Source organism: Epilithonimonas bovis DSM 19482 (assembly GCF_900108115.1).
Lineage (GTDB): Bacteria > Bacteroidota > Bacteroidia > Flavobacteriales > Weeksellaceae > Epilithonimonas > Epilithonimonas bovis.
This window is the reverse complement of record NZ_FTPU01000055.1, coordinates 1-14440: the sequence shown is the minus strand read 5'-3', so window position 1 is coordinate 14440 and position 14440 is coordinate 1. Positions and strand designations below refer to the sequence as shown.

At 39.6% G+C, this 14440-nt stretch carries 15 protein-coding genes and 1 pseudogene; 13 read left to right on the top strand and 3 right to left on the bottom strand.

Features of this window, described 5'->3' with window-relative positions; translation table 11 throughout:
- Nucleotides 1–268 (bottom strand): ISAon1 family transposase N-terminal region protein (locus tag B0B05_RS15230; RefSeq protein WP_076782874.1); only part of this gene is annotated, 268 nt, incomplete at its 3' end.
- A 121-nt stretch (nucleotides 269–389) separates the two neighbouring features.
- Here B0B05_RS15230 and B0B05_RS15225 point away from each other — a divergent pair.
- From B0B05_RS15225 to B0B05_RS15185, 9 genes are all read left to right on the top strand, one after another.
- Complete coding sequence (locus tag B0B05_RS15225) at nucleotides 390–1265, top strand: DUF3347 domain-containing protein (protein ID WP_002981095.1); 876 nt, start codon at nucleotides 390–392, stop codon at nucleotides 1263–1265.
- A gap of 14 nt (nucleotides 1266–1279) precedes the next feature.
- On the top strand, nucleotides 1280–1585 hold the full coding sequence (locus B0B05_RS15220; protein ID WP_002981094.1) for a hypothetical protein: 306 nt from the start codon (nucleotides 1280–1282) through the stop codon (nucleotides 1583–1585).
- 39 nt (nucleotides 1586–1624) lie between these two features.
- The gene (locus B0B05_RS15215) at nucleotides 1625–3724 is read left to right on the top strand and encodes a heavy metal translocating P-type ATPase (protein ID WP_221406983.1); all 2100 of its coding nucleotides are present in this window, start codon (nucleotides 1625–1627) and stop codon (nucleotides 3722–3724) included.
- A gap of 6 nt (nucleotides 3725–3730) precedes the next feature.
- Entirely contained in the window at nucleotides 3731–4396 is a 666-nt protein-coding gene (locus tag B0B05_RS15210) for a DUF3347 domain-containing protein (protein ID WP_076784439.1), read from the top strand.
- Between the two features lie 10 nt (nucleotides 4397–4406).
- A complete protein-coding gene (locus B0B05_RS15205; protein ID WP_076784438.1) occupies nucleotides 4407–4931 on the top strand; it encodes a DUF305 domain-containing protein in 525 nt (174 codons plus the stop codon).
- Between the two features lie 172 nt (nucleotides 4932–5103).
- Nucleotides 5104–5382 carry a hypothetical protein gene (locus B0B05_RS15200; RefSeq protein ID WP_228411385.1) on the top strand — a complete coding sequence of 93 codons (279 nt, stop codon included), beginning with the start codon at nucleotides 5104–5106 and terminating at the stop codon, nucleotides 5380–5382.
- Nucleotides 5383–5405: 23 nt separating this feature from the next.
- Nucleotides 5406–5861: a heme-binding domain-containing protein gene (locus tag B0B05_RS15195; RefSeq protein ID WP_076784437.1), complete on the top strand. Its 456-nt coding sequence runs from the start codon at nucleotides 5406–5408 to the stop codon at nucleotides 5859–5861.
- 13 nt (nucleotides 5862–5874) lie between these two features.
- A complete protein-coding gene (locus B0B05_RS15190; protein ID WP_076784436.1) occupies nucleotides 5875–8148 on the top strand; it encodes a multicopper oxidase family protein in 2274 nt (757 codons plus the stop codon).
- 253 nt (nucleotides 8149–8401) lie between these two features.
- Nucleotides 8402–9223, top strand: coding sequence for an RteC domain-containing protein (locus B0B05_RS15185; RefSeq protein ID WP_034735064.1), 822 nt, complete (start codon nucleotides 8402–8404; stop codon nucleotides 9221–9223).
- Nucleotides 9224–9230: 7 nt separating this feature from the next.
- Here the strand turns inward: B0B05_RS15185 and B0B05_RS15180 are convergent, their stop codons facing one another.
- Nucleotides 9231–9404 carry a hypothetical protein gene (locus B0B05_RS15180; protein ID WP_185116210.1) on the bottom strand — a complete coding sequence of 58 codons (174 nt, stop codon included), beginning with the start codon at nucleotides 9402–9404 and terminating at the stop codon, nucleotides 9231–9233.
- 44 nt (nucleotides 9405–9448) lie between these two features.
- Here B0B05_RS15180 and B0B05_RS15175 point away from each other — a divergent pair.
- From B0B05_RS15175 to B0B05_RS15160, 4 genes and pseudogenes are all read left to right on the top strand, one after another.
- Nucleotides 9449–10294 (top strand): annotated as a pseudogene (locus B0B05_RS15175) (IS3 family transposase); the annotation flags it as partial.
- A 102-nt stretch (nucleotides 10295–10396) separates the two neighbouring features.
- On the top strand, nucleotides 10397–11740 hold the full coding sequence (locus tag B0B05_RS15170) for a DGQHR domain-containing protein (RefSeq protein ID WP_076784434.1): 1344 nt from the start codon (nucleotides 10397–10399) through the stop codon (nucleotides 11738–11740).
- 40 nt (nucleotides 11741–11780) lie between these two features.
- Nucleotides 11781–13100, top strand: coding sequence for an ATP-binding protein (locus tag B0B05_RS15165; RefSeq protein ID WP_076784433.1), 1320 nt, complete (start codon nucleotides 11781–11783; stop codon nucleotides 13098–13100).
- Nucleotides 13101–13438: 338 nt separating this feature from the next.
- The gene (locus B0B05_RS15160) at nucleotides 13439–14095 is read left to right on the top strand and encodes a hypothetical protein (RefSeq protein WP_076784432.1); all 657 of its coding nucleotides are present in this window, start codon (nucleotides 13439–13441) and stop codon (nucleotides 14093–14095) included.
- A 16-nt stretch (nucleotides 14096–14111) separates the two neighbouring features.
- Here the strand turns inward: B0B05_RS15160 and B0B05_RS15155 are convergent.
- Nucleotides 14112–14440, bottom strand: a 329-nt coding sequence (locus B0B05_RS15155) for a transposase (protein ID WP_076784207.1), incomplete at its 5' end; no start/stop codon positions are given.

The window sequence follows — 14440 nt, the reverse complement described above, 5'->3', positions numbered from 1 at the left end:
GTAGAATTTTGCCTGACTTCAAATCAGTCCATCTTCTGCGTTTGATATGCAGCTGTACGGCTTTTCCACGAAGCGGAAAGTCATCAACCGTAATCTCTTCATGAAAGCCTTTAGATTGAAGCTGTAAAACTGAAAATTCTTTGGGAATTGTATTTTTCTCTTCAAAATAAAGGTGAAGCAAGCCATCAATATCTTCAAATTTTACAACATCAAAGTATTCAATTAAGTATTCAGGTAATAATAGCTTGAGTAGGTCTTCTGTTTTCATCCTCTACAAAAGTATCAATTTTTGCCATTACTCCCCAACTTTTGTTGCTGATCCATCATTTACTTAAAATTTAAAACAGAAACGGGTTTATCTATCCCCCGTTTCTCAAAATGTAATTATTATGAAATCATTATCAAAAATAGTGATGGTAATCGCCGTGTTACTATCATCAATAAACGGCTTCGCACAAATCAAGAATGCGAAAACAGAAACCGTAAAGATTTACGGCAATTGTGGTATGTGCAAAACCACCATCGAAAAAGCAGGTAACGTAAAAAAGGTAGCCAGCGTGGACTGGAACAAAGATACCAAGATGGCTACGCTCACCTATGACGGCGACAAAACAAATCAGGATGAAATCCTGAAACGTATTGCTTTGGCTGGTTATGACAGTGAGAAGTTCCGTGCGCCGGATGACGTATATGCTAAACTGGCTGGTTGCTGCCAGTATGATAGACCCGTGAAGACGGTTGCCAAAAACAAGGAGGCGGGAATGGACATGAATGCCGGACATGGCAATCACGACCATAGTCAAATGGCAGCTAACAAAGATGCAGCCCAAAACCAATCACAGCTAAAGGCTGTATTTGACAACTACTTTTCAGTGAAAGATGCTTTGATAAAAACCGATGCGGCGACCGCATCTGCCAAAGCCGCTGAATTGGCTGCATCCCTTAAAGCAGTCGATATGAATAAGCTATCGGCAGAGGAACATACGGCTTGGATGAAAGTGATGCAGGACTTGACGGCCAATGCGGAAAGCATTTCAAAATCAAAAGATGTTGCAAAACAAAGAAGTGCTTTTGCGGCACTTTCGGGAAGCATCTACACACTGGCCAAAGTGTCTAAACAGGATACTCCCGTTTATTACCAGCACTGCCCTATGTACAATGGAGGTAAGGGAGCCAATTGGCTAAGTAAAGAGAATGCTGTTAAAAACCCATATTACGGCTCACAGATGCTTACCTGCGGCAGTACGGTCGAAACCATTAAATAACAGGTCTGAAAGCTATGGTACAGTACAATGACATGGTGCAGGCGCTTAAAGACCTAAGACAGCGTGGATACAGTATGGACTTTAGTCTGTTGCCGGACTGCCTGTACTGTGCGTCAAGGAGCCTGAAACTAAAACCGGAGGATTTTACGGTTACGGAAACCCATAGGTTTGAAAGCCTCGACAGCAGTCCTGATAACAATGCCGTGATTTATGCCATATCGTCCAATGATGGTAAGAATAAAGGCGTACTTGTGGATGCCTATGGTGCTTATGCCGAAGAAATGACCCATGAGATGGCAAAAAAATTAAGTGCAACATAACTTTTAAAACCCCTTATTATGAAAAAATACACGTGTCCCATGCACCCGCAGGTGCTAAAAGACGAACCAGGCAAATGCCCGCTTTGTGGCATGGCACTGGTTCCCGTTGGCGGTAGCTCAGTTTCTCATGTACAAAAATCAGGACATGGGCATTCCGGGCATTCTCAACATGGCCATGCTGACGAAAACTTTAATAAACATGAGGGACATCATACAGGTGATTTCCTCACTCGTTTTTGGATAAGCCTTGTCATTACAATCCCTATACTGCTCCTGTCGCACATGATACAGCAATGGTTAGGTTTCTCGCTTGCTTTCAATGGCGATAAATATGTGTTGCTGGCATTGGGTACGGTGATTTATTGCTATGGAGGCTTACCATTCCTAAAGGGAATGATTGGCGAGGTGAAAGCCAAAGCCATAGGGATGATGACACTTGTTGCTATCGCCATATCCGTAGCCTATGTCTATTCCGTAGCCGTTGTATTTGGCTTGCAGGGTATGGATTTCTTTTGGGAACTGGCAACCCTAATTGACATCATGCTGTTAGGGCATTGGCTGGAAATGCGTTCCCAAATGGCTGCTTCACGGGCATTACAGTCATTGGTAGCGTTACTGCCCAACGATGTTACCGTGGAACGAGGCGGAGAAGCTGTAAAGATAAAGCTAGAAGACCTGCAAAGCGGTGAAACGGCTATCATAAAACCGGGTGAAAAAATTCCAGCCGACGGATTGGTTCTGGATGGGCTTTCATATATCAACGAGAGTATGCTTACCGGAGAAAGTGTTCCCGTAAAAAAGGAAAAGGACGGAAAGGTCATCGCAGGCTCTATCAATGGTGATGGTGCGCTGAAAGTTAAGGTAACAGCCGTTGGAAAAGACAGCTACCTGAACAGGGTTATCAATCTTGTGCAGGAGGCACAAGCTACTAAGTCCAATACGCAAAACCTTGCGGACAAAGTTGCCAAATGGCTCACCTTTATCGCCATTGCCGTGGGCATAGGCACATTTGCCTATTGGTATGCAAGCAGTGGAGATATTGCCTTTGCGCTTGAAAGAATGGTGACGGTAATGGTAACGGCCTGCCCGCACGCATTGGGCGTGGCTATCCCGTTGGTAGTCGCCATTTCCACAACGCTTTCGGCGACCAATGGTCTGCTCATCCGCAACCGTACGGCATTTGAAACCACCCGAAAACTTTCCACTGTCATTTTTGATAAGACCGGAACGCTCACCAAAGGTTCCCATGCGGTAGAAAAGGTTATTCCCTTAACGGATGAATATAATGCCGATGAGGTTATCCAGTATGCTGCCGCAGTACAGCAAAATTCGGAACACCATATCGCCAAAGGCATTATGGCTACATTGAAAGAAAAGAGCCTTGCCTTATGGAAGTCTGAAAACTTCAGCTATATGCAGGGCATAGGTGTTAAAGGTGTTGTGAACGGGAAAAATGTCGTAGCTGGCGGCCCGAATTATTTCACCGAAAACCACCTTTCCCTGCCTGAAATTCCAAACGAAATCAATCAGGAAGCAGAAACGGTCAACTTTGTCCTCATTGATGACCGGGTAATCGGCCTCATTACTTTGGCAGACAGCATCCGTGAGGGGTCGGCACAGGCGATTGAGGAACTCAAAAAAATGGGCATCAAGTCCTTTCTGCTCACCGGGGACAACGACAGGATTGCTGCTGCCGTAGCCGGAAAATTGGGTATGGACGGGTATTTGGCTAATGTGCTTCCGCACAACAAGCAGGAGAAAGTAAAGGAGTTTCAGGCAAAAGGCGAAATCGTAGCAATGACTGGTGATGGTGTAAATGATGCACCTGCACTGGCACAGGCAGATGTGGGCATTGCCGTGGGTTCCGGTACGGACGTGGCTGCCGAAACAGCGGATATCATATTGGTAGACAGCGACCCGAGGGATGTGGTCAAACTGATTGACTTCGGCAAACTTACCTACAAAAAGATGGTACAGAACCTGATATGGGCGGTTGGCTACAACGTGGTGGCAATACCGCTTGCGGCAGGCGTACTCTATCCGAATTTTATTCTAAGTCCCGCTATGGGTGCTGTGCTGATGAGTGTAAGCACCATTGTAGTGGCTATTAACGCAAGTTTTTTAAAAATCAAAAAATAAATAAAAATGAAAAATCTAACATTATCAATCATTGCTGTTATCATGGCATTTGTAACAGTATCATGCAATCAGGCATCCAACAAAAACGAGCAGTCTTCAAATGATACTGCTGTTGTATCACAAGAACAGTCAGCTTCCCAACCAAAAGAGGATGATACGGTAGCTGCGCCCGTTGTGAGTGAAACTCCGAGCGGTCAGGAAGCAAAAGCAACAGGAAAAGAAGAAGCAAAAAACTTTTCTATTGCGCCCATAGTTACCGATTATCTATCATTAAAGAACGCACTTGCTTCAGATAATGACAAAGCTGCCGCCAATGCAGGAAAAAAGCTGTTGGGTACTTTGAATAAGGTGGATATGAAAACTATTCCAGCCGATAAGCATAAAGAGTTTATGGAAATTTTTGAAAGTGCAAAAGAAAATGCCGAGCACATTGGCGAAAATGCTGGGAAGATAGACCACCAAAGAGAACATTTAGCGTCGCTTAGCGAAGATTTGAAAGACCTGGTTAGTTTGTTCGGCACATCACAAACATTGTATCAAGACCATTGCCCGATGTTCAATGACGGGAAAGGAGCTGTTTGGTTCAGCGAAAACAAAGAAATCAAAAATCCTTACTACGGTTCAAAAATGATTAGCTGCGGTAAGGTACAGCAAACAATTAACGGTAAATAAATTTAGGGTTATGGAAAATATGCAGAACAACCACCATACAGGTCATGCTTCAGGGCATGGTGCGCACAATTCAAGCCATGCTTCAGCCATGTACAAACGCTTTGCGATTATGGCTGTCGCAATGTTCGCAGTGATGTATTTTATCATGTACTCCATGATTGACGGGTGGCAGAACCTGATACCCAATATCAACAATTTGTACATGACCCTGCTGATGACCTCGGCAATGCTGCTTATCGAATTAGCGATAATGAAAGTAATGTACCCCAACAGGAAGATGAATTGGGCGATAGCCATCATCTCGGTTGCTGTTGGCATCTTTTCATGGTTTGGTATAAGGGAGCAAATCAATGTGGGGGACAAACAATTTGTAAAAGGTATGATACCCCATCACGCAGCAGCAATATTGATGTCCGAAAAGGCAAAGCTGACCGACCCGGAACTGATACAGTTGCAAAAAAACATACTTGAAACCCAAGCGGAAGAAATTGAACTAATGAAGCGCAAGCTAAAAGAGTTTGAAGAAAGTAAATAATAAAATTTAAAAAAACAAGTTTGGACATGAACAAATAATAATTGGCTTTATTTCCTTATTAACCCTGCTATTCACCGCTTGCGGTCAGGCGGGGTCAAATAAGGATGAAGCGGAACAGCAGCATTCGCAGGCAACTCCGGAAAGCAACGGACATACTACCCAAATAGGTGAATTGGTTCCATCGGATGAAGTCTGCATGGTCAACGATGCCTATATCGGCAAAAAGCAGTTTGAAGTAAAATTTGACGGCAAAACATACTATGGATGCTGCGAAATGTGCAAGGAGCGTATTCCAAAGGATGCTACTGTACGATTGGCAATAGACCCCTACTCTAATAAGCAGGTGGACAAAGCTGTTGCGGTGATTGCCGTTACAGGGAACAACGGTGAAGTGTCCTACTTTGAAAGTAAGGATAACTATACCAAGTATCTAAAAAAGCAAAAACAGTAATTTACTCTCAAAATCAAGCTACAATGAAATATTTAAAGAAAATCATATTAGGATTGGCTGCTATCCTAATTGGCATACAGTTTTATCAGCCATCACGTAACCAGTCGGACGAAGTGCCAGCCACTCATATCGAAAGAATGTTCGCTGTACCCCAAAACGTAAAGGCTATCCTTGTTCAATCCTGTTACGACTGTCATAGCAACAACACCCGCTATCCGTGGTACAGCCGTATCCAACCCGGAGCATGGTATATGGCAGAGCATATAAAAAAGGGGAAAGAGGAACTCAACTTTAGCGAATTTGGCGACTATTCTGTCCGCAGGCAGCGAAACAAGTTCAGGGCTATGGCCGGGCAGGTTAAGGACGGGGAAATGCCGTTGTCATCATACACACTAATTCATCGCAATGCAGTATTGTCACCGGAGGATAAGCAGGTTTTGATAGCGTGGTTTAGCACAATGGAAGACAGCATTAAATAAAATTTTTCAAATCATGAACAGATATAATAAAATACCTATAAGAATTTTGCAAATAGTGCTGATACTGCTTTGCACGCAAACGCTGTTTGCACAGAGAGTGGTGCATTACGAGCTGTATGTAAAAGATACGCTTGTCAACTATGCAGGTAAGCAAAAAAGGGCAATTGCCGTAAACGGGCAAATCCCCATGCCCACCCTTACCTTTACCGAGGGCGACACTGCCGAAATAGTGGTGCACAACCAATTGAAAGAAAGCACATCACTGCACTGGCATGGTGTGTTCCTGCCCAATAAAGAAGACGGTGTGCCCTGGCTTACACAAAAACCCATCGCACCGGGTACAACCTACACCTACCGTTTTCCGATTATCCAGCATGGCACGCACTGGTATCATTCGCACTCAGGCTTGCAGGAGCAGATAGGCATGTACGGTAGTTTTATCATGAAGAAAAGAAGCGATGATAAGACATTCAGAAAAGGAATTGATGATTTGCCGACCGTTCCAATTATATTAAGTGAGTGGACAAATCTTAACCCCGATAATATCAACCGTATGCTACACAATGCAAATGATTGGGCGGCCATTAAGAAAGGCGCAACACAATCATATGTTGAAGCTATTAAGGAGGGAAAATTAGGGGTAAAGGTAAAAAACGAGTGGAAGCGGATGCTGGCGATGGATGTCAGTGACGTTTACTATGATAAAATCCTAATAAATGGTAGCCATAGCACCGATTTGAAAACAATTGATGGTAAAAAGCTAAAAGCAGGCGACAAAGTCAGATTGCGTGTTTCCAATGGAGGGGCGTCTTCATATTTCTGGCTACGGTATGCTGGAGGAAAAATTACAGTAGTAGCTAATGATGGGAATGATGTTGAGCCTGTAGAGGTGGACAGGTTAATCATTGCCGTTTCTGAAACTTACGATATTGTAGTGACTATCCCTCAAGATGGTTTGGCTTACGAGTTCTTAGCAACAACCGAAGACAGGACACAATCTGCGAGTTACTTTATAGGTGATGGGGTCAAACAGCTTATTTCTCCACTCCCACGATTGAAGTATTTCGAGGGGATGAAGATGATGAACGATATGATGAAAATGAATGGCGATTTGGACGATATGGGCATGAAGATGAGCCTGAACCAAATGGATATGAACGTGGTCATGTACCCCGAAATAACAGGGGAAGCGGGAAAGAAAGCAGACCACAGCAAGCACGGGGGTATGAATATGGACAACGACCCCAACCGTTATAATGCAAATGCTTTGGGAGATATTGTTACCTTAAACTATGCCATGCTCAAATCTCCCTACAATACCACGCTTCCCAAAGATGCGCCCGTAAAGGACATAAAATTTACCCTTACCGGGAATATGAACCGCTACGTTTGGAGCATGGACAACAGGGTACTTTCTGAAACGGACAAAATACCCGTTAAGAAAGGCGAAGTACTGCGCATCACCATTTATAACAACTCCATGATGCGCCACCCGATGCACCTGCATGGATTTGATTTCCGGGTACTGAACGGCAAAGGTGAAAATGCACCTATGAAAAATATCATTGATATTATGCCGATGGAAACGGACACCATCGAGTTTGCCGCCAATGAGGAGGGCGATTGGTTCTTTCACTGCCACATCCTGTACCACATGATGTCGGGGATGAACAGAGTGTTTGCCGTAGGCGATTACCAAAATCCCTACCTGCCTGATAAGGCTAAATCATATAAGGCATTACAGCGGGAAAGCAATATGCCCCATTTCATGGCACAGAATGATTTCGCCACTAATGGTAATGACGGTATGGCAATGCTGCAAAACACAAGATGGAACTTGAGTTCGGAATGGCGTTTAGGTTACAATGATATGCACGGCTATGAAGTAGAAACCCATTTGGGCAGATACTTGGGGAAAATGCAATGGTTTATGCCCTTTGTGGGATTTGACTGGCGTTACCGTAAAATGGGAATAGACGAACACGAAACAAACTTATTCGGACAAAAGAATGAAAAGGATACACGCCGGGCTGTGAGCTTAGGTTTTGTGTACACCTTACCTATGCTCGTTAATTTTCAGGCAGAGGTTTATCACGATGGTATTGTAAGGCTGGCGCTGATGCGTGAGGATATTCCCATCACCAAAAGGTTAAGGGGCGGCTTTATGGTCAACACAGACTTTGAATATATGGGAGAACTTAGCTACATCCTCAACAAAAACATAGGCATACGCACCCACTATGATAGTGATATGGGATGGGGTGTAGGGCTTGCCTTGACTTATTAAAATTGAATAACTAAGGTTGTAAACTGCGAGCCGTAAAATATCGGTCAAAAAACAGTTGGTGATGCGGGCATAATTCGTAATGATTAACCTGCATCATACTACAACCCATAAAATTATGCAGCAAAATCTAAGCGCCTCCATCATCAACACAATAGGGGTATAAAATACTATAAGCAGTAGTTGCATAATAAGCTAATATGAACAGTATAAGCTTTTCTATATTAACGAACAATGTGTATATCAAAATAATCGGATGAATAAATTCTATAATGAAACACTACATAAACTTGAAACATCAATCAGCGAATTGGAAATTGAAACTGATTGCTCCATACAGCGTATAGAAGCCGTTATACACCTGATTGTAGAATGCCTGTCCGATGTAAAAGAGTATGTCTTGAAAAAAGGGTTTAGAAATGTTGATGAAGAAATCCGTTTTTTCAAATATCAAAAACCAACTATTGTTGCAAAACTCATCTACTATAATGCCATTTATAAAATTGAAACAAGAAAGCCCTATGGAGCAAAACGCATCAGGAAATATTTTACCAAAGAGCTAAAAAAGCTAAAAAGGTTCTTTGACAACAACCTTGATTTTTACAAGTATTACCGAAGTAATAATTCTTTTGTTGACGAGAAGTTTTTTGTACGTGATAAGCACGATATAAGACTATGGTTGGACACATTTTATTTTGAGGCAGACCATCGCTTTTCTACTTCGCACGATTATAAGGTTGCCAAGATAATTGCCAATGACCTGATACAAGTTTATTTGGAAGACAGGTTAAATAATATCAATCAGAAAAAGGTTTCAGACAATTCGTTGAAATGGACAGCAAGTAAAACTGCACTCACGGAACTCATTTATGCACTGTACTCCCACGGTGTATTTAACAATGGGAATACAGACATAAAATTGATTGCCAAAACTTTTGAAGATGCCTTTAATATTGAATTAGGCGACTTTTACCACACGTTTATGGAACTGAAAGCCCGCAAAATAAACCGTACAAAATTCCTTGACAATCTGTGTGAAGCACTGATAAAGAAAATGGACGAGCAGGACGAAAAGTAAACAACCCTTACAATACGCCCCGTGGCAAATGAACGCCTTTTGTCCGTATAATGCTTTCCTGAACCGTTGGAGTTTCTTTCTGCTTTTCTGCCTGCTCCGGAGCATCTTGTTTGGTTTCCGGTGTAATAGATAGCTGTATCTTTCTTTCTACGGCAGCCAGTTCCGTTTTAAGCTCACTCAATCGGCTTTCCTTAGACTTCAGGATGTTCTGAAAAAAAAGTTCTAAAGCCGGTTCAGAGGCGTGAACTGGCGAAAGGGATACAGCAGGATTACCGGGTTTCTCAGCGAAGAAGCTGTCGTTTGGTGTTTTTACAGCCTAGTGTTTATTATTACCATCCACATCGGAGAGATGATAAGGCTCTGAGGATGCGACTCATAGAACTTTCCAACATTCGTGTTCGGTATGGCGTGCAGCGTTTACATATTCTTCTGAGACGGGAAGGATGGAAGGACAATCATAAAAGGATCTACAGAATCTATTGTGAGGAAGGTTTGAACCTAAGGAGAAAACGGAACAAAAGAATAAAATCTGCACGCTCCCGGGTTCCTACCAATGGCATTGCTTCTAGTTTACATGAGTGCTGGAGCATGGATTTTATGAGCGATGCCCTGTTTGACGGCAAGAAATTCAGGGTCTTAACTTTAGTGGATAATTATAGCCGTAAATCCTTGGTGCTTCATTCCGGAATCTCCATTAAAGGAGAAGATGTTGCTGAAATATTAAAAAATGTTACCTTTGAGCAGCAAGCCTATCCCAAGCGGATTAAGATTGATAACGGACCGGAGTTTATCATTAAAGCATTGGACAGATGGGCTTATGAAAGGAAAATAGAACTGGAATTCTCCAGGCCGGGAAAGCCTACAGATAATGCATTTATAGAGAGTTTTAACGGATCATTAAGAGATGAATGCCTCAATGTGAATTGGTTCTTATCGCTGGAAGATGCACAGCAAAAGCTAGATGTCTGGAAAGAGGATTATAACAGTTACAGACCCCATAGCTCATTGGGGAATTTAACGCCAAACGAGTTCGTTGAAAACAGTCAAAACATGCAAATTTCTCTATTTTAGATTGTTCCATATATCGGGGGGAGGTCAATCAAGAAAAAATTCTACTTTTGAAGTGTACTGAAAATGGGGAGCTTACAAAACTCACGGTAAAAGTTGGTAATTATGAGCAATATTAAAGACAATACTATTATAGGTTTTCCAATAATTCAAAATCAACAAGATTTTATTATTGGAAAGTTCAGCATCTCCCAAATATTTAAGTTTACAAGATATACATCAAGGATATTAAATTCATTTGATGAAAATGGGAAGCCAATATACAATGACCAAATCCAAAGAGAAATTGAGAATCCAAGAGCAAATAAAATTGCAGACTTCTTGATTGAAGACCCTGAAGCAACTTTTCCGACAAATATAGTTTTACATATTCCTAAAGAAGCAATAGAAGAGCAGAAGGAACATCAAAAATTTATTGAAATCAAGATAAAGCAAGAGGTATTTGATGAATTGAATAAAAAAAACGGAGACGTTTATATTACTGTTATTGACGGACAACATAGAATTCGTGGTATCGAAATAGCACTTGAAAGAATAAAAGATGATATTGAAATTTTAAGACAAACATTGGTTAAGAGTCCAAATAATACAGATTTAAACGAAAAACTATCAGCACGAATACAAAGATTAAAAGATTTAGAAAATATTGAATTAGTTGTATCATTTTTTATTGATAAAACTATTGAATATCAAGCAATGATATTTTCCACAATAAACAGAACTCAGAAAAGAGTATCTCAAAGTTTAGTTTATGATTTATTCGGTTTAGACTTAGACGATACACCACAAAAAACTGCAATTCAAGCCATCATAGCATTAAATGGTCATAAAAACTCTCCTTTTTATAATAGAATTAAATTTTATGGCGGAGATTACTCGGTTGATGCAAGTCCCCCACTATCTCAGGCAACAATGGCTAAATCTATTATCAGTCTAATTTCTGAAAACCTTAGAGAATCAGAAAGGGATAGATACAGAAAACGTAGTGAACTAAAAAATAGAACTCCTGGATCAAACAAATTTTTACCATTCAGAAAGTTTTATGCTAATAATGATGATAGTACTATTTCTGATATATTGTTTTATTTTTTTAACGCTATAAAAGCAACCTTTAAAAATAATAGCGGAGTGTCTTTTTGGGATTTTCCAAGTTCAAATCTAAAACCAACGAATATCTTACAAACTACCGTAGGATATGAGGCATTGTTAAATATTTTGGTTGATATTTTAGAGGTTGAAAAATTAAATAAATTTGATAGTATTGATGTTTTTATCCCATATTTAGAAAAATGTAAAAATATTGATTTTGGAAACACGAATCTTTATACCTTTAATAATAGAGGTAAGAAAATATTGTATTTAACAATGAGCTTAGCAATATTTCCACCTAATTTAGACAATCCCAAAGACAACAGAAAACAAGAATTATCTGGACTATTAATCGGATAAAGTAATTAATAAAAAAAGGTATCCATCCTTCTATAAAATTATGCCTGAACAACAAAATATAGAATACAAAAGTGCGTGGCACGATGATTACCTGAAATGGGTATGTGGTTTTGCTAACGCACAAGGTGGAGTAATTTATATCGGTAAAGACGATACTGGAGGTGTATCGGGAATTGATGATTACAAAAGACTGATGGACGATATTCCCAACAAAGTCCGTAACGCAATGGGAATTACCGTTGAGGTAAATCTGCACGAAGAATCAGGCAAGTATTTTATCGAAATCGTTACGCATCCTTATTCTGTGCCTATTTCTTTGCGAGGCAGATATTATTACCGAAGCGGAAGCACCAAACAGGAATTAACAGGAGCGTCACTCAATGAGTTTCTACTTAAAAAGTCAGGTAAAACGTGGGATGATGTGATTGAGCCACGAGCAACTTATGATGATATTGACGAAAAAGCAGTTGCTAACTTTGTTCAGGAAGCAGAATTTTCAGGACGTTTACCCGAAAGTAAAGGATTAACTATTCCGCAGTTATTTGATAAATTGAGGCTTACCGAAAACGGACAACTAAAAAGAGGTGCAATTGTTTTGTTTGCCAAAGACCCTGCAAAATTTTATCCGAATATCTTTGTAAAGATTGGTCGTTTTGGGAAAGATGATGCAGACCTTATCTTTCAGGAGAATGAAGAGGGAAGCTTGATTGTGATACTTCAAACCATTTTAGAGCAGCTGCATCACAAGTTCCTTATAAGGAAAGTTTCGTTTGAAGGAATGAAAAGAATAGAAACCAACGAGTACCCCGTTGAGGCATTGCGTGAAGTAATACTGAATGCTTTAGTGCATCGTAATTATATGGGAGCACCAACTCAAATCAGGGTTTATGATGATAAAATTGTCTTTTGGAATGAGGGAGCTTTACCGCAAGGGTTAAGCATAGAAGAACTCAAAGGGTTTCACGCTTCGCAACCAAGAAATATCCTCATTGCTGATGTTTGTTTCAAAGGTGGGTATATTGATTCTTGGGGACGTGGAATGTTGAAAATATATAACGCCTGTAAAGAAGCAGGACTACCCGAACCTGAAATAAAGGAATTTCAGACAGGCTTATTGGTAACGCTTTTCAAAAACAACCGAACAACCGAACAGCTGACTAAACTCGGATTAAATGAACGACAGTTGAAAGCTGTCGAGTTTGTAAAAGAAAACGGGAAAATAACGAATAGTGAGTACCAAAATTTAAACGAAACGTCTGACAGAACATCTTCAAGAGACTTGGAGAACTTAGTGAAATTAAGCGTATTTGTGAAAGAAGGAGAGAAAAAAGGAACGAGTTACAAATTATTTGGCAGTTAAATGGCGGAAACGTGGCGGATATGGCGGAAACGTGGCGGATAAAATCGTCTTTTGAAATGAGGGAGCTTTATCTGGGACAGATGAAATGTTTTAAGAGCTGTTCGTAGATAACTTTTATAAAAATTTTTTTAATTCAAATTTTGTTGCAAAAATTGTTCCTAAATTAAGTTTCCTATTTAAAAAACAAATTTATATTGTTCTGTTTGTTTTGTGCTGCATTACTTTTTTTATAAATATTTATACAAATTATAATGAATATTCAGAGGTAAATATTTCTAAAATTTTCCCATATTTTATTCTTTTGGCTTTTACAAGTATTATTTTACACGAGTTGGGACATGCAACAGCTACCTATTTTTTCAACGCAAAGCATGGAGGAATTGGCTTCGGTTTCTATATATATATCATACCGGTTTTTTTTTGCGGATGTAACAGATGTATGGAGACTAAGTCGCTGGAAAAGAATCGTGGTTAATAGTGCTGGCGTTTATTTTGAAATTATTTTTTGTTTTATATTAACAACTATAGGCTTTTTTACCCAAAACCAAACTTATGAGGTTTTAGCTTTAGTAATTTTCGTCAAATCATTATATAATCTTTTACCTTTCCTTAGAGCTGATGGGTATTGGATTCTATCAGATTTATTTAATAAACCTAATTTAAGTTGCCATTCTTTTAATAATCTGAAAATATCTCTTACTTCCTTGTTTAAGGGAACTATCCCAAAATTTCCGTTATTCCAAGATTATTTAATTGCGCTTTACGGATTGTTAAATATATTATTGATTGGCTTTTTTTTTAATTATCAGATAGTTAGAAATATTGATTTAATTACTCATTTCCCGTCACGAACTATTGAGATAGTAATGTCAGTTTTTAAAAGAAATCTTAAAATGAGTTTTCATGAATTAATAAGATATTTGTCTGTTTTAATCTTCTATGTAATTGGAATTAAAATTCTTTTTGGAATAATAAAAAAACGATTAAAAAAATAATCTATTAAGAGCCTGTTTAAATTTTATTCAATAAATTTTTTATAGCGGATAATTTTACCATATTTTCAGAATTTTCCATTAGTAATTCGTAATTCCTGCATAATCTCCTGTCGTTATCAAACCAGGAAAATGTCCGTTCAATAATCCATCTTTTAGAAATGGGCTTAAAATCTGTTTTCTTTTCATCATTTCTCATCACCACATTGATTAGATAACCAAACTTATTTTTCACCTGTTCTATGATTTCTCCTCTGTAACCTCCATCAGCAAGAATAATCTTCACAGGACTTAAGAAATATGCCAAAGTTCTCATGAGAAAATCAACAGCTTTACTGTCATGAACAT